3 protein-coding genes are annotated in these 24283 nt (G+C 63.8%); all 3 read right to left on the bottom strand.

The genetic code is table 11. The features are described 5' to 3' along the window. Positions 1 to 4: 4 nt before the first annotated feature. From ACI3GR_RS03010 to ACI3GR_RS03000, 3 genes are read right to left on the bottom strand one after another with little or no spacing between them, the layout of a single operon-like run. Positions 5 to 556: an invasion associated locus B family protein gene (locus ACI3GR_RS03010; RefSeq protein WP_407492486.1), complete on the bottom strand. Its 552-nt coding sequence runs from the start codon at positions 554 to 556 to the stop codon at positions 5 to 7. Next, positions 544 to 2055, bottom strand: a complete 1512-nt coding sequence (locus ACI3GR_RS03005; RefSeq protein ID WP_407492484.1) for a ShlB/FhaC/HecB family hemolysin secretion/activation protein — start codon at positions 2053 to 2055, stop codon at positions 544 to 546. Before ACI3GR_RS03005 ends, ACI3GR_RS03010 begins: the two co-directional genes overlap by 13 nt. A 32-nt stretch (positions 2056 to 2087) precedes the next feature. Next, the gene (locus ACI3GR_RS03000; protein WP_407492483.1) at positions 2088 to 24119 is read right to left on the bottom strand and encodes a leukotoxin LktA family filamentous adhesin; all 22032 of its coding nucleotides are present in this window, start codon (positions 24117 to 24119) and stop codon (positions 2088 to 2090) included. Between the last annotated feature and the right edge of the window lie 164 nt (positions 24120 to 24283).

Here is a 24283-nt window from a genome sequence, read left to right as displayed (position 1 = left end):
CGCGCTATTCCAACGCGTCCTCCAGCGTGTTCATGCCGGCAGTGATGCCCAGCAGGGAAACCTGAAACACCGATGGCTCTGCTTTGCCCAAGGGTTGATAGCCGACGATGGCCCTTTGGCCAGCGCGTAGCTTGGCGGTGTCTTCGGCCGCGAGGATAGCGCTGGCGGCGCAAAAGCGTTCGTCACAGCTTTGCCATTGCAGGCTGATCTGATTGTCGGCATCTCCGTCGACCTCGGCGGCGGGGCGTGCCAGCAGCATCACTCCGGTCGGCACGCGCATCACCAACACAGCCAGTGGCCCATCGGCTGAAGGCTGCAGCGACACGCCAAATTCGGCCAGAAACGATTGATCCGCGGCGTTCACCAGCACTTGGTTCAGCACGCAGGAGGTTTCGTTGATCGCGACGGCCCGACAGGCCAGCGTCCAGTCCCGAAACTGCGTACCGTTCTGCGCGGGCGCCGGCGTATCCTGCGACAGCGCCGGTTGCGCGACGGCAAAAGCCGCAACCACAGCCGCGCCGAATCTGCGGACCCACTGCGCCCTCAGAACGTCCATGCGAACCTTACCCCGATTTGCGCAGACCGTGACGTCGTGGCCGCGTTTGTCTTAACCGGCTTGGCAACCCAAAGGTCCAGTCCCGCGCCGTTCTTGAAACTAATGCCCAGCCCCGCGCCCACGCTGGCCAGCAGGCCCTGCCGACGCGACGTGCCGCCGACGATTTCCCAGCCCTCGCCCGCATCAAGGAAGGCATAGGGCGTGACCTGCCCCCAGTCCGGCTGGTTTTGCAGCGTCAGGTTCAGCTGATTGCGCGTGTAGTAGCCCAAATTCGCAGATCCGTCGTTTGTCGCAAACCCACGCGCCGCGGACGGCCCGGTCACGCCAAATCGCAGCGACGACGGCATGATGTCACCTGTCGCCTGCCAGCCGATTTCAGTGCTGGCTGTCAGCGTGTCGCTGAGCTTGTAGACCAAAGAGGCAAAGCCGGAATAGGCGCGGAAGGTTTCCGTCGTGCCCGCCACAGCATCACGGTTTTTGCCAAAGCCGATGCCGTGCGACACGGTCAGCACCGCCTTGCCCGGCCAGCGACGGATATGGGTCATGCCCAGCCGCACCTCGGTCACGTCTTGCTGTAGCAGGGTAAAGCCCGACAGCACGGCTTTGTCCTTGGTTCGCTGAAGCGACCCGGTCAGCAGGTCCACCCGCTGCTCATCCGCGCGAAGCGGGTGGCGCATTGTGACACCGAAGCTGCGGGTTTCCGTGCGCAGCCCGATCGTCGCCGGAAGGCCTGCGGACACGGTCCCGCTGTCAAGGCTCGCGTTGAAGCTGAGCCGCGTGCCCACCCCGTTGATCGGCGTGTCATAGGACACGGCGATAGCGGTTTTGCTTTTCGCGATGGTGGCAGACAGCGACAGCGGATCACGACGCCCCGTCAGGCTGTTCCAACGGGCCGAGACGCCGGCCTGCAGCTGTCCCTGCGCATCTGATCCGTAGTTATCCAGCGTGGTGACCAAGGAATAAGGTTTCGCGGGTTCCGTCACGGCCAGCGTCAGGTCTGACGTGCCAACCTGCGCGCCGGGCGTCAGATCGGCGTCCACCCGGATGTCCTCGACCTCTGGCACGGCAGCAAGCCGCGATTCCAGTTGGGCCACATCCGCCAGTCCGCCCGGCACAACACCCGCACGCTGCCGGACATAATCCGCGCGCGTGGTCTGATTGCCCGTTACGTTGACCGCGCCGTAGGTAATCTCGACCAGTTCGACGATCATTGTCTGACCGGAACGACCCGCCGGACGTGCGAAAGCCAAAGGTGCCGGATAGGCCTGATAGGCCGCGTTCACCAGCCGCGCACCCAGATCAGGTGTGGTGCGCGCGATCGAACACCCCGCGACAGAGCCCGAGATGCGATCCAGCGTAGCGCGATCAAGGTATCCCGTGCGGCCTGTAAAGGTGACGCCGGTATAGGCCTGTTCACCGCCCGTTGCGGGGGGACAAAGGGCTGCGGTGTCTTGTGCCAGAGCGCCAGTCGTGCCCGGCAGGGCGCAGGCCGCGACCAATGCCGCGCGCCTTATGTGTCGTGTCAGTTTCTTCAATTTGCAGTCACGCCCCCAGCATCGGTCGCAAACAACGGCGACACCGTCACAAAACCGCCCCTCGGACCGCGAGACAAGGCAAAGGGATCGTCCGAGGCCTCTTCGCGCTCAGACTGTTCCTCATCTTCCTCATCTTCACCGTTTTCCGCATCGGGCAGACGCTTGGCAAAGCCGTTGGTGGTCTGGCGCGGGGTCATACCCTCGGCCTCCATCTCGGCCCAGGTAAAGCGCGGTGGCACGAAATCTTCGAAGGTGTCGCGCAGTTCTTCGATATCACCTTCGATGCCGCCATCCGGGGCCTGACGCACGCTATAGCGGTTTTCCAAGATGATCGAACGTGCCTCGGGACGGGTGGTATAGCGCACGCCGGTGACGTCTTCGAGGATCTCAACGTTATCCAGATCGGTGCCCAGAACGGATACGCCCTGATTGATGGCAAAGCCCTGACCCGTGGCGGTCACGATCAACGCGCCCTGATCGGCTGCAAAGAGGGTCGCTTCGCCCGGGGCGATGGCCGTTTCCATAACGATGCTGCCAGCCGCCGTGGCGGACATCCGATCGACCACGCCTGCGCCCAGAACGAAGGGCTGAACGATGCTGCCGATATTCCCGTCCAAAGAGGTCAGCGCCAGCAGACCGGCCCGGACGTTCACGACGCCTTCGCTGAACAGGTCGTCACCTGCGGTCAGGATCACCGTGCCACGGTTGCCAGCGTCATCGTAAGCTTCGATCTTCGTGTTCGCATTGGTCCGACGGACCAGCATGTCGCCCTCGGCCAGAATGTCGATCTTGCCGCGCCCGGCCTCGACCGAGGTCACGATCAGGGTGTCCTGTTCATAGATGTTCAGATCGCCGGTTCCGATCATCGCCTCAAGCGTGTTGATCTGGGTGGTGAAATAGGCCGTCGGCTTCATTTCGACATTGCCCTGAATGCGCGTGATGACGCCCGGGTTGTTCGCCGTAATGTCGGTCTGAACATTGCCCGCGTCCGCAAGCGTCCCTGCCGTCAGGGACAGGCCCAGACCCGGGGTGACGCGACCGGCAGACAGCCCCGTGATTTCGGCCCGGTCCGCCACATTCAGCGTCAGGCTTCCGCTGGCGCCCAGCTTGGCATCCTCGGCCATGATCAGATCGGCTTTGGCATTGCCGTTGGGATAATCCGGCAGCAACCGCTGCCCGATGTCCACGGTCAGATCACCGGTTGCCTGCAGTTCGGACCCCTTGAGGATCGTCATGCCATCCAGAATTCGCCAATGGCTTGCGCCAAAGACCTGCCCGGTGCGCGCGGCCCCGGCCACGGTGACAGTCCGGGCGTCCACACGGCCGACGTTCAGCCACGCGGTATCCCCAAGGGTCAGGTCGGTGCCCAATGCCTGAACCGCGCTGGCGCCTCCGCCGCGGAAAATGAAGTTCTCCATCCGGACGGCGGGCTGGGATAGCGAAACGACCACGTCGCGACCGCCGATGTTCCCTTGGATCTGCGTGGCGTTCAGGGGCAGCAGACCGCTGGCCAGATCGTCCGCCGTCACGCGCAGGATACCCCCCGCCTGGGCCGAGGCGAGATCGGTGGTCAGGCCCGTTTGATAGGGATGCCGCAGATCAAGGTTGGCGTCGCCTGCCGCCTTGACGGGGCCGATCACGCTGTTGCCTGTGACGACAAGGTCCAGATTGCCGCGCGATGTGACGCGGGCGATTTCCGTGTCGACGATGTTCACTTGGGTGATCGTGTCGCTTGGCCGGTTCGGGTTTTCGATCTGGGTGACGAACGACGCGAAGACATCGACCTGACCACCGGAGATCTGATCCAAATGCACGCTACCACTGGCCGCGATATCCAACAGCCCGCGGGCATCAATCGTGCTGTTGCCCAAGGCTTTCAGGCGCGTGGCCTCAAGGCTCAGACGGCCACCAGCTCCCTGCCCGATCAAATCCGCGCCGTCGAAGAACACGATGCGATCCGAGGCGTCTAGTTTCAGCGCGTTGCCGCTAAAGGTTACGTCAGACAGAACCTGCACGTTGTATCCCGCCAGTCGTACATCCGTGCCCGAGATGTTGGTGGATTGCGCCACGGTAAAGTCCGGATCAATGCCGAATTCGCCGGTGTGCTGTTCCTCGAACAACGCGCCATTGGCGTTGAAGATGCGGTTCAGAAGCAGCGTGCCACCCGCCTGAATGTCCTGAACACCGTTCGGCGTGCTGATACCCGCATAGACCAGATCGCGCTTGTCCCGGATCACGGCGCCGTCGGTCGCGCCGCCCGACAGGCTTAGCATATCGGTTTCAATTGGGTTATCGGCTGTCCCGACGGCCCCGGCCACCAGCAGCCGCAGATCACCGCCTTCGATGTCCGCCACGCGGTCGTTGATCGGCGTATCGACCGGGCGATCATCGCTGACATCCAAGATCGAGCCGTCGGTTTGCAGCACGATGTTACCCTGACCAAGCGCCACGATCGCGGGATAGGTTAGCAGATTGCCCAGAGAGTTGCCGCCCTGGTCAAAGAATTCAGTGCTTTCGCCCTGCAGCAACAGATCGCCTTCGGTGGCCAGACGGATCGATTGCGCCTGCACGCTGCCGACGCGCAACGTCCCGCTTGAAGGCTGGGCAACCCCGTCTTCGGCCCCAAGCGCCAGCGTCCGGACGTTCACGGACCCGCCCGCGACAAAGCTCGAGGTCCGAGTGTCATCCAGCAGCGACACACGCAGCGGATCCAGCGCGCCGTTTACCCCGCCGATATCGGCCGAGGCGGTCAGCGACAGCGACCCGGCGGCCAGCGCTTCGGTCCCCAGTGGGTCGGCCAGAACGCTGCCGAAGGTATTGGTCAGGCTGACATGCCCGGTGGTGAAGCCCGACCGGACGATCAGGTCGCGGTCGGTGATGTTCGCCGTCGGCGTGCCGCGCGACACGAAAATGTCGCCCGCCGCGCGCAGGGTGACCGTCACGTCCCCCTGATCAGAGTTGAAGCCGTCGCCGATGCCCGCGACGCGGAAAGGAGCGGCCTCGGACCCGATGCCGCCATTCCCGGCTTCAAGGATCAACTCGGCCGTGCGGGTTTGGTCATCGTTAAAGCTTTGGCGGCCCACCAGCGCCTGTGCGGTTTTCAGACGAACGCGCGCATCGGCATTGGCCTGTTCGATGTTCAACCCAAGTTCGGACCCGATGAAGGCGCGACCGCTCGTGGCTTCGGTGGCGATGGCCGTGATCTCTCCGCCCGCGTCGATATCGACGTCTTCGGTGCCGTAGACATTGATCGCCATGACCAGCCCATCGGGATGAGAGGTAAAGTTAGCGACCTCGACATCTTCAGGCTCTGCCCCCGCTAGCATCACAAGGAAATCGCGGTCGATCGCCTGTTCGATCACACCATCTGCGTTGGCCGCAATCGGACCCAGATAGAAGGTGTCGTCTTCGCGCCGGGTGACGATGGCCGGGTCGTTGTAGATGCGCAGGCTGCCGATTTGGACATCCTGACCAATGTTGCGCGCTTCAAGGTACACGTTGCCCGGGGCCGAGATATTGGCGACCTCGATATCCGTTTGGGTGTCGGTGACGCGACGGACCAAGCCGGTGCTGAGGCCCAGATCAAGATCGGCGGCGGTGAAGGCAAAGGGCGCGCGGATCGCGGCCTCGTCCTGCGCGGAAATGGTCGGGACAAAGTTGGGATCGTAAGCCGCAAGGTATTCGTTCCGCGCCACGCTGTTGTCGAAGGTCGTCGGCGCGCGCTCACCAAGTGCCACGCCAAGCCCCGCGCCTACCGTCAGGGTCGTCGGATCGGTCGCCTGGCCGCCGGTCTGGGCAAAGCCTTCGTGATACAGGTTCGTCAGACGGCGGCGTTCACTGTTGGGATCGCCGCCCGCATCGGCAATCGCCTGCGCCTGGGTCGAGGAAATATCGAACACCAGCGTCGGATCGTAGGGGCCGTCCAGCAGGTTGGTTGCCGTCCAGAAGAATTCAAATGCGGTGCGGCGGCGGGCGTGTTCGGCCTCTAGCGCTGCGTCCTGACGCGCCGTGGCCTCGGCCCCAAGATAGCCTGCCTCGGTCCATAGTGCCTGCAGCAGCGAAGCTTCGGTCACGACATCGCGGGTCTCCAGCGTATTGGCATCCACGACGTCCGAAGTGCTGGTGATCGAAATATTACCCAACTGGCTTTCGATCCGGCCCAGTTCCAGCGCGCCGAACGGGTCCCCGCCCGAGAAGTTGATGTCGCCCGTAGCATAGATGTTCAAATCGCCCCGCACCTTGGAACCGGATGCATCCACGCTGCCCGTCAGAGAGGTCAGCGTCAGATCGCCAAGCGCATCATAAAGACCGCCGACTGCACCAAGGATCGACCCGGTGGCCGAGAGGCTGATGTTGTCACCGATCACGGCCCGGACGTTCAGGCGGCTGTCGGGCGCTGCGATATCCACGTCCCCAACCTGCGTGCCGAAGGCGCCTGCGTAGAAGGTGCCGCCATCGGTGGACTTCACGGTCAGCGCGCTGCCGCCCGTGCCACCGATACCGGTTTCCATCGTGTAGCCCGCGACACCGTCATGGCTGGTCAGCATGATGTCCTTGCCCACGACGCGGGCCGACGGCGACACGGCCACGATGCGGCGGGTCGGGTTCAGCGCGGTTTTCCACGTGGGCAGCCCGGTTTCCGACAGACGCGTGATACCGTTGCTGGTCACGTTGCCGGTCGCGATGATCAGATCGCCCGCCGCGTTGACCACGTCGCCCGCCAGCTGGATTTCGCCCTTATGACGCAGGTTCAGGTCAACATCTTCCGACCCGAAGAGGCCAATCGCGATATCTTCGGTCGCGCGCAGGAAATGCGTGGTGGTCTGGGTCTCAAAGGTGCCCTGCTGGGTAATTTCGGTCGTGATGTCGCCCTTGGTCCAGATGTGGCCCTGCTGACTGTTCAGCGCATAGGTCACGTCATAATCGCTGATGATGCGGCTGTTGTAATCCGCCAAGCGGCTGCCCGAGGTGACGTCGAAGGTCGTCGTCACATCCCACGTCAGATAGGGCACGTTGCCGTTTTCCCACTGTACGGCGTAGAAGGTTTCACGCTCACCAATCTGGGGAGCAAAGATCGTCGGCGTGCCGCCGTTTACTGTCCGCTGCAGACCGCGGGTCGTGCTGTTGATCTGGACGCCTTCATAACGGTCCACGCGGTACCGGTCAAAGATCTCGGTCGCACTCGGATCGACCACCGTGCCGAAATCGACGAACTCGATCACACCGCGAACGCCGTTCTCACCCCCGGTATCAAGCGTATCAACGTAAAGCGGGCGAACGCTGCGGCTGTCGACCGTGATCTCGGTAAAACCGTCCAGCGTGTTGATCGCCCCGCCGCCGGTCGAAATAATGTCGCGCGCGGCCAGCAGCACCCGGCCGCCGTTGGACTGAACCGGCTGCAGTTCGAAGCGCTGCAATGTGGCGTTCCAGTAAACTCCGATGTCACCGGTGATGCCACTTTTCGCGTCAGGCGCGTCGGGGTTGTGCACCAGATACCGGCCGCTCGTGACGCCGCCGAAAGCATTCTGGATAAAGAGGTCAGCGGATTCGCCGATCACGACGCCACGCGCTTCGGATCCCGCGCTGATTTCGCCGTTCAGATTGATGGTTTCCGCGAAGATCGACACCGAGTTGCCGGTCAGCGCTGGCCGGTCATCGACGGAGTCCGGGTTCAGCGCCGGCAGCGCCACGCTGTCGCCGTCAAAGTACGACCGCTCGACCGCCAGCAAAGCGGCTTCTCGGCGCAGGTCGGGTTGGCCTTTGATGTTGTTGACGCCCGGCTGATAGCCCACCAGCACATCGCCGTTCACCGCGCTTAGCACCTGTTCGTCGGCGGTGATGCTGCCCAACTGGTAATAATCGCCAAAGACCGACGTGATTTCGACCGTGCCGTTGCGGTTGTCGATATCGCCCATCAGGAAGATGTCTTGCAGGTTCGTCACCTCAACCGAGGCACGTGCCGACCGGGGTGTCGCCAGCGTCAGGGTCTGCGCTTCGGCGGCCGCGTGAGCCATGGCGAAGGTGCCGTTGAACCCGGCCTGCGCGGCTTCTCCGGCGCGCAGGATCGCAAGGGACGCGTTCCGTCCGGCCACATCGCTGGTGTTGGTGACGCTGACGCCATCAAGGAACAGCTGACCGGCAGTGATGGGCAGTGTGATATCGCCCACGAACAGCGCCACGTCGTCGGCCTGAACATCGACCGTCACACCGACATCAGCACCAGCGGATACGGTGCCCGTGCCCACAAGGAAATCGCCTGCAATGCGGATATCGCCTTTACCTTCAGGCACGATAAGGTCGTTCAGTTGCAGCAGCTTGACCGTGTCGTCTACGTCCTCGGCCAAGGCCTGCAGTTGTCCGGCCAATTCGCCCGCCTGCAGGGCCAACAGATCGGCCAGCGCGGTGTCACCTGCGGCGATAGCGGCCTCTCGGTCGGCGTCCAGATCTTCGATCAGCAGGGCGACCGCATCGCCAAGTGTCATGTTCAGATAGCGCGCGTTCTGCGGCGTGGTCGTCGTGGTGCCGTCGCTGTTCAGGAACGTGCCATCCGGCGCCATCGTTACGTTGATCGAGGCGGCCCGGCCCGATGCGATGCGACCGTCAACCTTAACGCCGGTGTCCAGCGTCAGGCGCTGCTCCGTCTCGGGGTCGATGTCCAGATCGACCTCGGCAATTTCGTTTTCGTCGCTGACCAGTGCGTTCCAGACATCGATGGCGAAATTCGCGATCTCTTCGGCGGTGGCGGTGTAGGTATTCTTACCGCGGCCACGCGCGGTGAAGGTCAGATCGGGCTGTGCGGTGGTCAGGTTCAGCGTGCGACCTGCCAGCACTTCGCCCGTCGCGGTAACGTCGATGCCGTGGTTGATCGTCGCGATGATGTTGCTTTCGGGACGCTTGTCCAACGGGATGATCGTCCCGGCAAAGAAGGTCGCATTCGACGTCAAGTCGACATCGCTGGCACGCCCTTCGGCCTGACCGGCGCTTAGGAATATGTCGCCCTGCTGGCTTTCGATCGTACCGGCAACGGTGATGCCTGCGTTGGCGTTGTAATCCACCTCGGCCAGGCTGCGCAGACGCGATCCCAGACCAAAGGCCGAGGCGTCGCTTTGTGCATCGATGTCAGCGTCCGAACGGGTCGCAATCTGAATGTCGTCATAGGCGTGGATCGCTGCGCCCTGCGCCACTGTGACCGTGGCGGTCTGGGTCACGGTGCTGACCGCCTCGGCCTTGGCGGCGACGACGGCGCCGCCGCTCATCATTCTGGATTTGAGGCCAGTGTCGGTGCTGGAGGTGGCGACCACCACAGGCACATTGCCGTAGCCGAAGTTCTGCACCAATGCGCCGCTGGCAAACGTGATTGCGTTGCGGTTACGGATGGTTTCTTCGGCAATCGCACCAGAGAAATCGACAAGGCTGCCAGTGCCCGCTTCGGCGTCACGGGCCGCGCCGCGCCGGTCCTTGGAGATGTCAGAGCGGCTGGAGAGGTAGAGGCCGCCAATGTTGGACAGGGTGTACCCGTTGGTCGCGCTGCCAATCGTGATGCCGCCACCCCGGGTGATGTCGGTCAGCGATTTGGCGCGGCCCACACCCAGTGCGGTGACCTGAACCGTGTCGGCCAGCGACCCAAACGACAGGGAGGCGTCGCGCGTGACGTTTAGCGCGCCCATCACTTCCAGCCGGCCCGTGTCGCCGCTGGACTTCAGCACGACGTCAGTCAACGAATTGACGGCAACCTCGGACCCGGTGGCCAGCACGCCCGCGATGGCCCCGCCGCTGCCTTGGGCGCGCGACATCGCCTCGTCATGGCTGTCGGCGGCTAGGGACAGGCCGGATACCACGCCGTCCAGCGATACGACCGTTTGCGCCTTGCGGGTCAGTCCGGATTCAGATGTCGCCGCGCCCCCGTTGATGCCGCCGATGCTAACCGCGTCAGATTGCGTTTCGACCAGCGCGCCGGATACCGTGCGGACCGTGACCATGTCGTCGCTATAGACCGATCCGGCGAAGGTGGCCGAAACATCGCCTTCCAACAGCGCGTCCGAGTCCGCGCCCGCCCCCGTCAAAGCCCCACCAGACCCTGCCTTGGCCGTTGCAAAGACCCGCGATCTGTCAGCCGCGGCACCGTCTTTGGCCAGCACGTCAATCCGACCGCCGTTCAAGACATAGCCCGCGAAATTCGCCCGCGTGCTGCGGGTCACATCGGCATCGGCAAAGGTCAGACCAATAGCCAACGCACCGCCGTTGACGCCCTCGGCCAGCGACACCACATCGCGATTGCTTTCGGCGGTGACGCGCAAATCTCCGACCCCGTTGAAGGTGCCCGCCAGCGTGCTGTCGATCAGGCTGCTGTCCACGGTTCTGGCGCGGATCAGGCTGCCAGCGCCGACGAGGCCCATGCTAAAGCCCTTCGCCTCGGCGCGCAGTTCGCCCGCCAGATCGCTTGCGACATCGACGTCGTAAGCTTCATCAAGATCGGCTGCCATGGCGGATTTGACGGTGCTGGTATCCTTTGCGGTGGCAAAGATCCCGCTGGCCGCCCCGCCCAAAGACCCTGCGAACCCGGACCCGATGGCCGAGGTTGGCGTGACCGCGCTGGCCGTCAGGCTAAGCGTTCCCGGTGCCCCGATCAGGCCGTCGGTGCTCAGTTCTGCCTGCGCGTCCATCTGGGCCAGCGTCGCCCGGTCGTTTGCCACGGTGACGACGACGGGGGCTGCGTTGAAGGTCAGGCCTAGGCTGCCAGCGCCCGCTTCGGCGCCAGCCTCGGCCGCGTCCTGATCAGTGCCCGAGCGTGCGGTCAGGGTCACGTTGCGCGCGGCGACGGTTGCTGCCCCAATGGTCGCCGCCACTTCGGTCGCGACACGGCCGCGGGCCAGACCCGGGGCAAAGGCGACGCCGCCAGAAACGTTATATGTGCCCGCCCGGACGAACAGGTCAGAGACGTCCGTCGCAGTAATGTCCAAGCCACCCAAAGTGCTGATCTGCGCATTATCATCCACCAGTGCGCGGGTGCGATCAGTACGGCCCGTTTCGCTGGTCGCCGTGATCTGATCGCGGACATCCTGAACGGCCACTTCGTATCCAGCTTGGGCCAGCGCGGTGCCGTCGTCGGCGCGGGCTGTGCCGCTGGTCAGATCGTGGCGGACATCGTCGCCGTCTTCGACCTCGGCCACCGTTTCACCCTGAAGCGCGGCCAATTGGGCGTCCGCTTCGTCACGTCCGCGCACCTGCTCTTCTTCAGCCACAAATCCATAAGAGGCGTCTGCCACGATAAAGCCAAGCGCGCCGCCCAGCCCAACCGCGAAAGAGTTGCTGCGCAGGTCCAGATCACGATCGCTAAAGGCGGTGACGCTCAGATCGCCGGTCATGTCGATCTGCGCCGCGCCAATACGGGCGAGCGTGTCATCGGCGTAGTGCACGACGCCGAACGTGGCGCCTACGGCTGCGAATGAGCCGGAGATGCCGCCGACCGTTAGCGTGTTTTCGTCGTCACCACGCGCCGGGCGCAAGGTCTGGGCGGTGACAGTCAGATCGCGGATCGCGTCTTGGGTTCCCAGTGTCACGCCATCGGAGACCTCGGCCAGAACGCGGCTGGAGTCGATCAGCGTGGCGATGGTCAGGTTGCCCCCCACGATCGCGCCCGATGCCGTCGTCGCGATGGAAGACACGGTTTTCAGCGCCTGTGCGGTCACATTGATGTCGTAGGCGGTGATCGCCTCCGGTGTGCCGGTGTTTTCGATTGCGGCGACGACATTGTCATCGGCCGACAGGATCATCAGCGCCCCGGCCCCGCCGAACTTGCCCGCGATACCAACGCTGGTGATGGTCGACGCGCGGTCGCGGATCAGATCGGCATCTACCGTGATGTCGCCCGCCGTGGATACGGCCGTGTCGATCAGCTTGGCGCTGACATCCGTTGCGGCACGGTGCACCAGAACGCCCGCGCCGACGCCCGCGATGGTGCTTGCCCCGCCCGAGAAGGACACGGTGATGATTTGCTCATCCGACAGCGCCGCGATCCTCAGATCACCAGAGCCGAGATCGACCTGCGCATCTTTGATCTGCGCTTCGATAGTGCGATCGGTGACCAGCGTCTGAACCGATGCCCCGACACCCGCCGCGCCACCGCCGCCACCAAAGCTGCCAGTGATCGTAGATACGTTCAGATCGCCCAAAGCCTCGACCGTGACGTCTTGGGCGGTGATGACTTCGGTCGGGGCGGCCTCGGCCCCCACAATCTCGGCGATGATTTCGTCGCTGGTAACGACCACGTCGACCAATGCGCCGACGCCGACAGTGCCACCGACACCTGCCGTCAAGGTCAGTTGGTTGAAGGACAATTCGCTTTCCGCCAGCACAGACAGGCCAGTGACGGACTGCCCGCCATAGAAGTGGCTTAGCGCCATGGGGGTGCCGCTGCCATTGGCGCGAACGCGGCTAAGCCCGCGCAGCGCCGCTTCGGTTTTGCCGGTGACGACCGGAACGCTGACCGATGCGCCGATGCCCGTCGCGCCGCCGAAGCCAACGGTGACGCCGGTACCCGACAGTTCAAAATTGCTGCCCTTTTCGTCGCCGCCGGACTTCAGGTCATTGTCGGTCGTCGAATAGGCTGCGACCGCGACGTTTCCTTGTGCGTCGATGCTACCGCCCTGTGCCAGGGCGATAGTTTCATCCTTGCGCACCGAGACGGAGACAGAGCCCGCGACCCCAAGGCTGCCGCCACCCGCGACGCCCACACCAATCGATTGCAAACGCCCCGAGGACGCCGCGCCGATCAGCACGTCACCCTGCGCCGTGACCACGCTCTTCGTCAAAAGCGCCTTAGTGCTGCCGGTGCGGGTCGCGATGGCAAGGCCGCCCGCAACGCCTGCCGATCCACCGGACAGCGCAACAGGCAGGGCTGCGGCCGTGGTGGTGTTCGATCCATCTTCCGGCGACAGGGAATTCGCTTCGATGGCGAGGGTATCCAAGGCCAATGTCGCGTCGGTCACCAAGGCCTCTGCGCCCGCGCGGCTGATGGCGACGGCGATGCTACCCGATGCCCCGGCGGTGCCGCTGACCGACAGGCTTTGCGCATAGGCGGTCGCGGCGTCTTCGCTGGTAGCCTTGACGCTAAGATCAGCGATATTTTCACCATCCGCGATCAGTGTGACGTCATCGACCTTGGCAGATGTTTCACGCTTGGCCGAGGAGACGGCAACGCCAGCACCAAAGCCGGCAGAGGCCGACACCTGTCCCATCAGCATCATCGCCACGGTCTGACCAGACGACGTGGCATCGACGGTAATATTGTGGCCCGAGGCCAGCGTACCACCGCCGATCAGCGCCGAAGATGCACGTTTGTCGAACGTCATGCCGAAGGACAGACCGAAAGAATTCGAGGCGACCGACAGGCCGATGGTATTGGCGAACATCCCCTGCTGGATGTCAGAGGTCACGTTGATATCGGCCCCGGCCAGCAGGCCAGCATCACCCGGCAGCAGCAACCCGGCCGAGGTTTCCGTCCGGTCCAGCGCGAAGGCGGCAGAGGGGCCAAGCACCGCGACACCGCCCGACAGGGCAGCTTGGGTAGATTGCATCACAATCCGGCCCGCGTCCGTTGCGGCGATGTCGATGCCGCCGTTTACGCGTGCGGATTTGCCATCGGCGAAGGCGACCTGCGCAGTGATCGTGTTGGGGATCGCGACCGGCACCGCAATCGGGTCGGGCGTATCGTTCGGGCGGTCGGTGCTTACCGCGCCTTCGGTATTGTATTGCAGATCGGCGGCGCTGGCATATGCGTCTGCTTCGGCATTGGCCATCCGGTCTTCGACCGAGAAGGGAACTTCGGACACGTCGTCTTCGTCAACAGAGCCGTTGCCGCGCAGCGCAAGCATCACGTCGACCGAGGCCGCGACCGATTGCGATCCGACCAGACCGGCAGATACGCCCGTGATCTGCGATGCGTCCAGCGCGGTGACCGCCAGATTGCCGTCGATCACGCTACCCGTTGCGAAATCGGCCAGCGCCAGCGTGCCGCCTTGGCTGACGAATTGCTGGTACTTCAGATCGCCACCGAAAGTGCCGCCAAAGTTCAGCCCAGCTGAGACACCCGTCAGGTTATCCGCCCGCTGCGCGTCTACAGTGACGTGGCCAAAGTCGCCGCCCGCGCTAAGCGATGCGACCACGTCGCGGGTCGAGCGCTGCATGCGGAACAGCCCGGAGACAGAGGCGACCATCTGCGCGCCCACGTCGACGTTGACGGTCCGCAATGCCGTATCGGTTTCGGCAGCGATCGTCAGGTCGGTGCCATCTAGCGGCGTGGCCGCGCGGGTTTCGCTGTCGGCATAGACCGCGCTGACCTGACCGGTCTGCGATTGCCATGTGCCCGTGACGCCGACACCCCAGGACGATCCGACATCGCCGGTGATCAGCGTGGCGGACAGCACCCGGTTGCCTTCGTCCCCGGCGTCCTTTGCCGTCACGCTTAGATCAGAGACACCGCCGGTCGTCTGTGCACCCAGCACATGTGCCGTGACGTTGCCACGGTCGAACATGACCGCGCCATTGACCGACACCGATCCGCCCCCGGTGACGGCCCCGATCAACCCGACAACGCGGCTGTCACCGGATTTCTGCGCCGTCACGTCGAAGGTGCCGCGGGTCAGGTCCATGTCCGTCAGGATGGCCGTCACGTCGGCCTTATCGTCCAGATATCCGGCGACCGCATTGACAGTGACACCCGGCGTCAGGTTCCCTGCCCCGACGCTGACGTTACGGGTTTCACTATCCACCGCTTGGATCGTGATGCCACCGTCGACGTCCATCTGGCCGCCCGTCAGGTCAACGCGGGTGTCGCCGCGGTCAAACAGCGTGACCGCCGCAGCGCCGATCTGCGTTCCCTGCGACATGCCGACCGCAACACCATCCGCAAGCGTATCGCCAGTACGCTGCGCCGCGATCCGCGCGGGGGCCGCGTCGGACATGGCGATGGTCATCACGGAGTTGGTGCCCGTCACACGCGCATTACGGCGCGACACCAGCGTATTGACGCTTGGCATGATCCCCAGGTCGACCGACAGGTTGGCCGAGATCGGCTGGACGGCCGTGTCACCAGAGGTGCGGGCGATGATATCCGCGGTCTGGGCCGAGGCGACGGTGAGGTTGGCATTGTCCAGCGATACGGTCGCATCCACCCTGCCCGTCAGGACAGAGCCCGAGACCTGCACCGCCGTCGTGCCGGAAATGGCCCCGGCGCGCGTGACAAGGCGGCGGTTCGCCTCCGCCTCGGCCAAGACATCCAGATCGCGGGTATCGATGGTCGCGTCATCCAGCCGGGCTTCGGCAGTCTTGTTGGCCACATCGACCGAGGCCGAAACGCCGATTGCCTTGCCAGTGGTCGCCTGTCCGACGCCAGCATAAAGCCCGTGATCACGCGCGGCCTTGGCCGTCAGGCTTAGACCCTGCCCGGCAGATCCGCCCTGCACATCCAGCTGTGCGTTCGACAGATCGGCAATCGCCGTTTCAGCGCCCACCATCACCGCGCCAGAGCCGACCACGGAATAATCGCCCAAGGACGGACCGCTGCCGCCCCGTGCGCCCAGTTTGCGCATCCCGTCCGAAAGGGCTGATACCGTCAAATCGCTGAGCGCCCGGCCTGAGGTATTGGCATACGTCAAAGAGGCCGTGACCCTGTTTGCCAGCGCGTCGACCGAACCTGCCCCGGCAATCGCGTCGGCCAGCAGGCCTTCGACCTCGGCCGAGGCATGGGTCAGCGACATCAGAGTGTCCTGGGCGACAAAGCTTGCGGCATCGAACCCGGACAGATCGGCACGGTCGGCAATCACTTCGGTCGTGGCCGTGCCCTGTACCATGGCAAAGCCGCCGGTGATCCCGATGCCATAGTCGGATTCGGGGATGCCTTCCTTGATTGCCAGTACCTTTTCGAAGGAAGCAAGCTGCGCCGCCTCTCCCATGCCGCCGCCTGCGATCTGGTCAAAGTCCAGCGACTCGGCCATGCCTTTGAAATCCGCGCCCGCCTTCACGCCGGGCGTGGCCAGCGTGACGATTTGCGACTGCGTGTCGGCGCCCAGATGGATGTCGTTGCGAACATCCTCGCTGATCGCGCCGGTGATGACGGCAATCGCATCGTCATTTTCATCCCGCGTGCCAAACACGGTCGAGGTTTTGCCGCGCAGCAACGTCAGCCCGACACCAACCCCAACGCCCGCCTTCCCGGCAGAGGTGAAGGTATCGCCCATGGTCGCGATTTGCGCCTGATCGATCGCGCGCGCATCAAGGCTGGTTTCCTCCAACCCGATCGCCCCAAAGATCACGCGCGGATCGACGGTCATCAGCTGATCACGGCGTGCGATGGTCAGGGCCAATGCGCCATTCACGCCGGTCTTGGTCGCGCTGCCCGTCGATTTGGCAAAGTTCGCGTAATTGGCGTCAGATACGGCGCGGGCCGCGACGTCGCCGCCAGAGAGGCTGGCAGTCTGTTCCAAGGTGACGCGGTTGACCTCATCGATCAGCGCGATGGAAACCGCGCCACCGACGCTGGCCGTTTCGCCTTCGGACTGTTTTTTCAGCGCGTCCAACTCGCCCAGCCCGCGTGTACCGCCCAGATCGCCGGTGCGCACCCCGAAGGTGTTCACCGTCTGCGCCAGCAGCATCATATCGTCTTCGCCGGTCTGGGTCAGAGTGCCCGAAACGGTCAGCGTATTTTCGGCATCAAGGTTCAGGACACCGACATCGACGCCCACACCGACTTTGTCCCCAAAGGCCGCAACGGTCTGAGAGATCGCGAAATCACTGTCCGACAACCCGTCAAGTTCAGGTTTCGCGGCGTTTTCATCGAACCCGGTGATCTTGTTCGCAAGGCTTAGGGAGGCATCGACCGTCGCAAAATCTTCGGGGCCGCGATACCGCGTTTCTGCGCGCGCCGTAATGTCGCCGGTCACGGTGGCGTTTTCGGTCAGGTCCAATTCTGTTTGATGCGCCAATCCCGCGTAGGTGACGGCCACTGCCACGGCGGTTTTCGTATCTTCGACATCCGCATCCAGCAGCGCGCCAGAGTTCAGCGACAGTGTCGGGTAGTAGTGCTTGGCATACAGGTCGGCGGTGGTGCCGGCGGTCAGCGTGGCCGTGCCAATGACCGTGCGCGCCGCGTCAGTATGCACGAAGACCGAGGCCACCGCGCCAATCTGAACGGCGTCGTCGATGGTCTTTTCGGTGCCGTCTTCGGCAGTCGTTTCTTCACTGTCGGGCGCGCCGATGCCCGCCACACGGCCCGCGATGTCGCGCACCGTGCCGCCAAGCCCGTCGCCGGAACCCGATGCGTCATCCTCTGCCGTTGCGGGTTCTACCGCGTCGCCGCCTGTCGCCAAGGCCAGCGACGTCATCGAAGTGCGCGTGCGGGCGCCCACGGCCAGCGTATCGGTCGCGGTGATCGTGCCGTCGATCAGCGCCTGCGTCAGCGCGTCGGAATAGCTGACCACCGCACCAAGGGCGACCACATCGGTGGCCGCGCCATGCGCACGCAGGTTGAAGGACAGATCACGTTCGGTCAGCGCATCCAGAAGAACGGTGTCGCCCGTGATCGCCGGGCCAGCCAGAGCATTGGCAATCTCCAAACGGGACGACGATTTCCGGATCGAAATGATGGCTGCCGCATCGACCGGCAGATTACTGTCGGAATTCGCCGTGGCGGTCAGGTCCTGCGCTTCGACGACCTTGGCTGTCACTTCTGCCGCCTCATCCGCGATGACGGCCGTTTCAGACAGTTTGGTCAGCGCGTTGGTTTCGGTCATCGCCAGTGTCACAGCGAAGGGCGCTGCGCCTGCACCCAAGGTCACATCCGTTTTGGCAACAGACCGGACATCCACGTCGCCATCGCTGCTTTCAAAGCTGCTGTCTGCCGCGTTCGTCGTCGCGCTGGCTTTGGCGCTTTGCGGTGTGAAGGCGGCCGAGAAGGCAAGCTTGTCGTCTTCGCTGTCGCTTTCCGCCAGCGCGGTTACTTTGTCCAGCAGGTCCTTGTTGTTCTCGGCTTCGGCCCGCGTCCTGGCGGCGTGGTTCGTCTCTACGCTGCCGTCGACGGCCACGGTGGATGTGGCGATCGAGGACACCTCGATGCTCGCGCCGGTGATGTCGCTGTCGGCGATCTGTAGATCAGCCGAGGCATAGCCAAGACCGGCAATCGCGCTTTCCAGCGTTGCTTCGGCGATCAGGTCTGCGGTCGTGCCCGCGTCGACGGTGACGTTGTCCAGCGTGACTGTCGCATCGCTGTTGAGGTTCGCCAAGGCGGCTGCGATTTCCAGATTGAACCCGCCAGAAGAGGTCACGTTGCCTTCGTCGTCGGTGCTGTCGTTAACCTTGGCAAAGTCCACCCGCGTGCCGCGCACGCCTTCGGACAGCGCATCAAAGGTGGCGGCGGTCTTGGACTGGATCGTGGCTTCGGTGCCAGAGTAGATCTCTGTGCCCGTCAGGGTCAGGTCCGCGGTCCGCGTGCCGCGGAAGCCCGAGACGCCGACGGCGATGGAATTCGCCGTCTCGTCCGTGGCGTTCACGGCGTCGGCGCTGGCGGTAAAGTCAGACAGGTCTTGGTTCAGCAGTGTAGCGCGAGCAGCAAACACCGTTCCGGCGCGGGTCTCGTCCCCGTAGATCAAGTTCGTTGTCGCGCTGACCTCACCGCCCGCGATATTCACGCCGATGCCCAGCTTGTCAGACAACGCGCCATTGGTCGCGGTGGCAGATCCTTGGGTGTCGGTCATCGCCTCGGCGAAGAATGCGCCGGTCAAAGAGAAGCTGAGCCCGGTGAAATCGGTGGTCACCGTTGTCGTCGGCTTCAGGCGACCGATGCCAAGACCCGCGCCGATGGCGTCGCCAGCTTCGGTCTTGCCTCCGCCTTGGGCGCTCAGATCGCTGGATTCCCGGGCGTAAAGGGTCACGTGATGTGCGTTGACTGTCCCGGTTCCAGTGTGGACCAGAGTGGTCTGGACATCGGCCTTGTTCACCGCCATCGCGCCGTTCCCAGCAAAGCCCGCGGTGCCGCTGTCCTCTTCGCTGCCTTCGGTATTGCTAGCTTCAGCGCCCTCGGCGGGGGTTTCCGTGGCGTCGGTCTCTGTCGCGTCCTCATCCGCCTGAACCGCGGCCCCGGCGATGGCGATGGCGCTTTGATCGGCATCCGTGACGGCACCGAACGTCACGTCCTGCGCGTTGGCCAACGCATAGGTTTCATCCAACCCGCTGACGTAGAGTGCGCCCAAAGACGTGGTTGCGCGCAGAGTTTCCTTCTGCGCGGCATAGGACACGCCCACGGCGATCTTGCCGGACGCATCGCTGCCCGCCTTAACCGTGGTCGATCCCACGACCCGCGCCTTGGCGTCGATGCCGCCCGGAACGATCAGGCCCATCACGTCACCACTGCGGTTCGAGATATCGAGCGTGGCGGACCGTGCGCCCTTAGCTATCGCCGCCGAGCCGGACAAGGCAAAGCCTTCAACCTGTCCAGATGATGCGGCCTCAACCGTTGTCGTGCGGGCGTTTTCGACCAGAACCGGAACATCACCACCGGAACCCGGCTCTCCAAAGATCAGGGCGGAATATGTCAGCGGCGGAATATATGTGCCGTCCAGATCCCGCGACGAATAGCGGGTGATGATCAGGTCGGTATCGCTGGTGCCAAGGTCTTGCGCCGCAGCCAAGCCGACGCCGAACGCCGCTTCATTCCCGACGCTGCCTGCATCCGCGCCGGCCTTGATGGTCGTGGTTGCGCTATTCGTCGCGCTGAGGCTAAGCGGCCCAAGCGCGCCAAGAGAAGCCGACCCGATTTCAAGCCGGACATCATCGCTGCCCTTCTTGACTGCGTAAGACCCCGCCAATGGCACGCCGCTTTCCGCAGCACCATTCCGCCCGGATGCACCGCTGGCCTGAACCGTCGTTTCGCCGCTGCGCGACACGGTGACATCGACATCGCCAAACGCAAAGAGCGACAGGCCCCGCAGGTAAGCTTCGGTATTGCGGGTTAGCGTATCACGCGCAAAACCACCGCCGATGCCAACCAGACCCGCACCGCTGACGATGCCGCCCGCCTGCGCCACGGTGGTCGCGCTGTCGGTCGCGCGGAAAATGGTGTCGTCCGATACGACCTTGCCCAAAGTCCCGATGTAGGTCTGCGTGTTCACGGTCCCATAGTTGACCGCCGCTGCGCCCGATGCCGCAAAACCACCCTTGGCGCCCTCGCCCGGGTTGTCTTCGTCTTCCGCGTCCAGCGTGTCTTCGCTGGTGGCGTCATCGCTTAGCCCCAAGGCCCCGATGCGCGCGGGCTTTGGCTTGTCGGCGTCCGCCTCTGCCCCGGTGCCTTCCGTCCCCGCCGACGCAAGTGTCGCGACCCCGCCCGTGGTGTCAGCGGTGATCGTCAGCAGATCGAAGAACTGGGTGTAGGGCACCGTATCGTATGCGTAACGATCGAAAAGCGCGGGCTTGTCTTCGTAATACCCGCCCTGATCGGTCTCGTACGGGATGTAGTCCAGCTCGAACAGCTCACCCAACCCGGCGCGGGTCTTACGGTTCTGTTCCGTCAGCGCCGCAGACAGACCCAGCGAAAACGCGCTGCCTGCCGGGGCGACGCCTGCAACCGTGGCGGCCTTGCTGTCGTCACGTGCGCTGACGGTAGTGGCACCGAATGTGCCATCCTCGCGGGGTTTGACGACCAGATCGATTTCCGAGGCCAGCGCCGCGCGCGTGTCAGTGGTCAGCTTACTGTAGGCCAGCGCGCCGCTGAATCCGATCGCGCCGGACGACCCCAGTTGGCCAGAGCCTGCGGCGGTGGTCGTGTAAAGCGCATTGGTCGCGGAGATGTCCAAGCCCGTCAGCCGAACGGCGGGGCCGTAGCTGAAGGTGTCCGAGATCAGCTTGTCCAGCGCGGCGTGGGTGGTGGTGTCGAACACACCGATGGCGACACCGGCGCCGACGGCGGCAAGGTTTTCGTTGCCGTCCTTGGTGTCGGACGACCACACCGGATCATTGGCGCGCGTATCCAGACGCCCGTTGGTCATGGCTTCGATCGTCAGCCGCCCGGCGGACAGAAATTCCGGGGAACTTGTCGGGTCTTCGGACTGGCCAAGGAACGTGCGGGCGGGCGGTTCGGCCGAACTCTCGTCCAGTTCGCCACCGCCGTAATAATTGCTTTCCCAGTCCTCTTGCCCGCGAAGGTAGTTCAGGCTGGTCACACGCGCCGTCGTATCAGTGTCCACGTTCGAATACGCGCCCGCCACGGCAAAGCCCAGTTGACCGTTGCCCGCGGCCCGGGCGGCAACGCGGCCAGTATCGGTGGCCGAAAGGCCCGACAGGATGTCCTCGGTCCTCAACGGATCAGCCGCACCCACCATTGGCAGTTGGGTTCGCGCGGAGACCAATACATTCTGATCGTCGGCAGAGGCCTCTACCCGTGTGCGCTCTAGCCGGGCGGTGGTACCCAAATCCCACGACGCGATGGCGCCAGATACGATGACGCCCTGTTCCGACACCGCCTCGGACGTAACGGCGACGCTGTCGAAAGCGGTCTCGGCGCTTAGTTCGAAAGACCCTGCCTGACCATCATAGGTCCCAAGGTTGATCCACGCGCCGTTGCTGGGGGCGACGTCGCCGATCCGGGTGTTGTCCATCGAATTGGTCGATGCGGTCGTCGCCTCGGTCGCTTGGGTGACACGGCTTAGCGCAAGCCCGGCGGAAAAGAACGCCTCGCCTGCGGTGCCTTCGGACGTTGCAGGCGCGGGCGTGCCGGATGCGACCTCGTCCTCTCCGGTGGCAAAGGCGCGGGTGACGTTGCCCGTTGCGCCGTCCACTTCGTCCCGCACGGCACCGCTGTCGATGTCTTCACCGCCGGTGGTGTCGGTCCCGTTTTTCGACACCGCCTGCACGGTGTAATCGGTCACGCGCGTCGTGGCCTTGACGCTGTTTTCAAACTCTTCGCCATTCAGGCTGAACCCGCCCGCGACGATGGTTTCGCCCTTGGCCAAATCGACGGCCCCAGCGACGCTGGCCGCTTTGCCGTCCGCGGCCCGCGCCTTGATCGAGATATCCTTTTCAGCGTCGGCAAGGATGGTCGTTCTGCCGCCAAAGGTCACAGGCGCGGTAAAGGAAGAACTGCTGCCCGAACGGAATTCAACGATCGCGCTTTGGTCACGATAGGCGAACCCCAAAGCCAAACCAGCCAGCGATCCGTTCTCCCCGCCGGTGACGTCGATATCGACGACTTCTTTCGTGCGCGCCGAAACGGAAATGCCATTTTCCAGCGGCTGCCAAACGCCGTTTTCGTCCGGCACGGATATCTGCGACGATTGAATGTTCTGGCTGGTCGCATTGCCGAACTGGTTGGTCGAGCCGCGCAGGACGACACGCGCGTCGGTGAACGTCCCGACGCCCGCCAGTGCGACCTTGTCCTGCTCCGGCGCCAAGCTGACCAGCGTTTCCGCCAAGGCGTCGACCGTGACGGTGCCGCCCGTCGCAGTGATCAAAGAGGCGCTACTGTCGATGACGGCCTCGGCCCGGACGATCGCGGGCAAAAGCGTGATGTCCGTGGCGGCCTGAAGTTTGTCGACGGCGACAGCGGCGGCGTTGTTGATCGCCTCGGCAATCGACGACGGTGCGCCATTGTCGAAAAAGCCCGGTGCATCGCGGATGGTTTCCACATCGACCGTGGCGGTTGACCGGGCGATGATATTGACCTCGCGCCCCTTCAGGACAGAACCGTCACGGATTTCGATGCGGGTCTGGGCACCTGCGGCGATACCTGCTGTGGTCAGCGTTTCCTGCGCGATGGCCTCTAGCGTAATGATCCCGCCCATGTAGGGGATACCGCAGAAACCACAGCTGGCATTCGCGCCGCCGGATGCATCCAGCGTGACGTTTCGACCAATAGAAATCGTCGGGGCCTGCAACGTGATATCGCCTGCATCGCCTTCGGCATAGAACAGGTTCGTCCCCGGCACGCGCGTCGAAATTGTCGCCCCGTCTTGAACGATGATCGCCTGCGTGGCGATGATCGTGATGTCCTGACCTTCGGCTGTCATGCTGCCAACGAATTCGAAGGTTTCGGGATCGATCAGGATCTGCCCCTTCGCCCCTTCGGCAGTGCGGGCCGACATATGCCCAACCGCCGACACCAGCTGTTTGCCCGACAGTTCGATGAACCCGCCAGCGCCCGTCGACGGCGCTTCGGCCAATAGCGACCCGGTTTCGGTCAGGTAGGCGTCGCGGTCGACGAAAACGATGATCTCACCACCATCGCCCGAACCCGTCCCGCTGGCATCTATCACGCCAGAGATACGGGCATCACCGCCGCCTGTCACACCGATCGATCCGCCGTTGTCCCCCTTACGCGTGCGCACCGTGCCCGAGATCGTGGTGTCCCGTCCGGCGTGCGTTTGAACCCGGCCTGTATTGGCAAAGTTCGACACGAAGGCTTCGCGCGCGGTCACGTCGATCAGGCCCGAGATCGAGACGTCCCGGCCCGATTGCAACCGCACACCCCCCGCTGTGATCCGACCCGCGACCGATACATCCGCCGCAGCCTGCGGTGCGCTGCCATCCAGAAGCGCGCGGACTGACGCGTCCTTGGGGCTGCCATCGGCATTGAAGAACTGATCCACGAACTGCCGCGTCGGCGTCGAGACCGCAAAGCTGCCCGCGTTGACCTGCCCGGTCGACGTCACCACAAGGCCATTGGGGTTAGCGATGACAATGCCGCCGCCGATCTGACCGCCGGTCATCGAATTCAGCGTGCCCGCGATCACAGAGCTTTTGTCGCGCACAAGGTTGATCGTCCGGCTGGCGCCATCAGGCACATGCAGGTTCACCGTGCGGCCTTGGTTCACATCCAGACGGTTGAAAGAATTGAAGCCAGATCCGTTGCGCACCGTTCCGGTGCGGACATCCGTCACCGCGCCGTTGATGCGAACCGTGGTGTTCGTGCGTCCATCGACCGAGATTGCAGGGGGCTGAGAAAGAGAGGTCGTGGCAAGCGCAATGATAGAAGCGGATGCAAGCAACCGCCCGATCCGTCTGCGCCCTTTGGGCAATAATATATGAAGCCCGGCGATCAAATTATCGCCTACGCGCCATGCCAATCACGAGATCCCCCGAACCTGAAAACGGTCCGCCCGCTATAATGAATTCACTATCTTGGACGCGGCGCAATTCGTGCCGCTGGAGA

Origin of the sequence: Pseudooceanicola aestuariicola (genome assembly GCF_045763785.1) — a bacterium.
GTDB lineage: Bacteria > Pseudomonadota > Alphaproteobacteria > Rhodobacterales > Rhodobacteraceae > Pseudooceanicola.
This window is presented reverse-complemented; position numbering and strand designations above follow the sequence as displayed.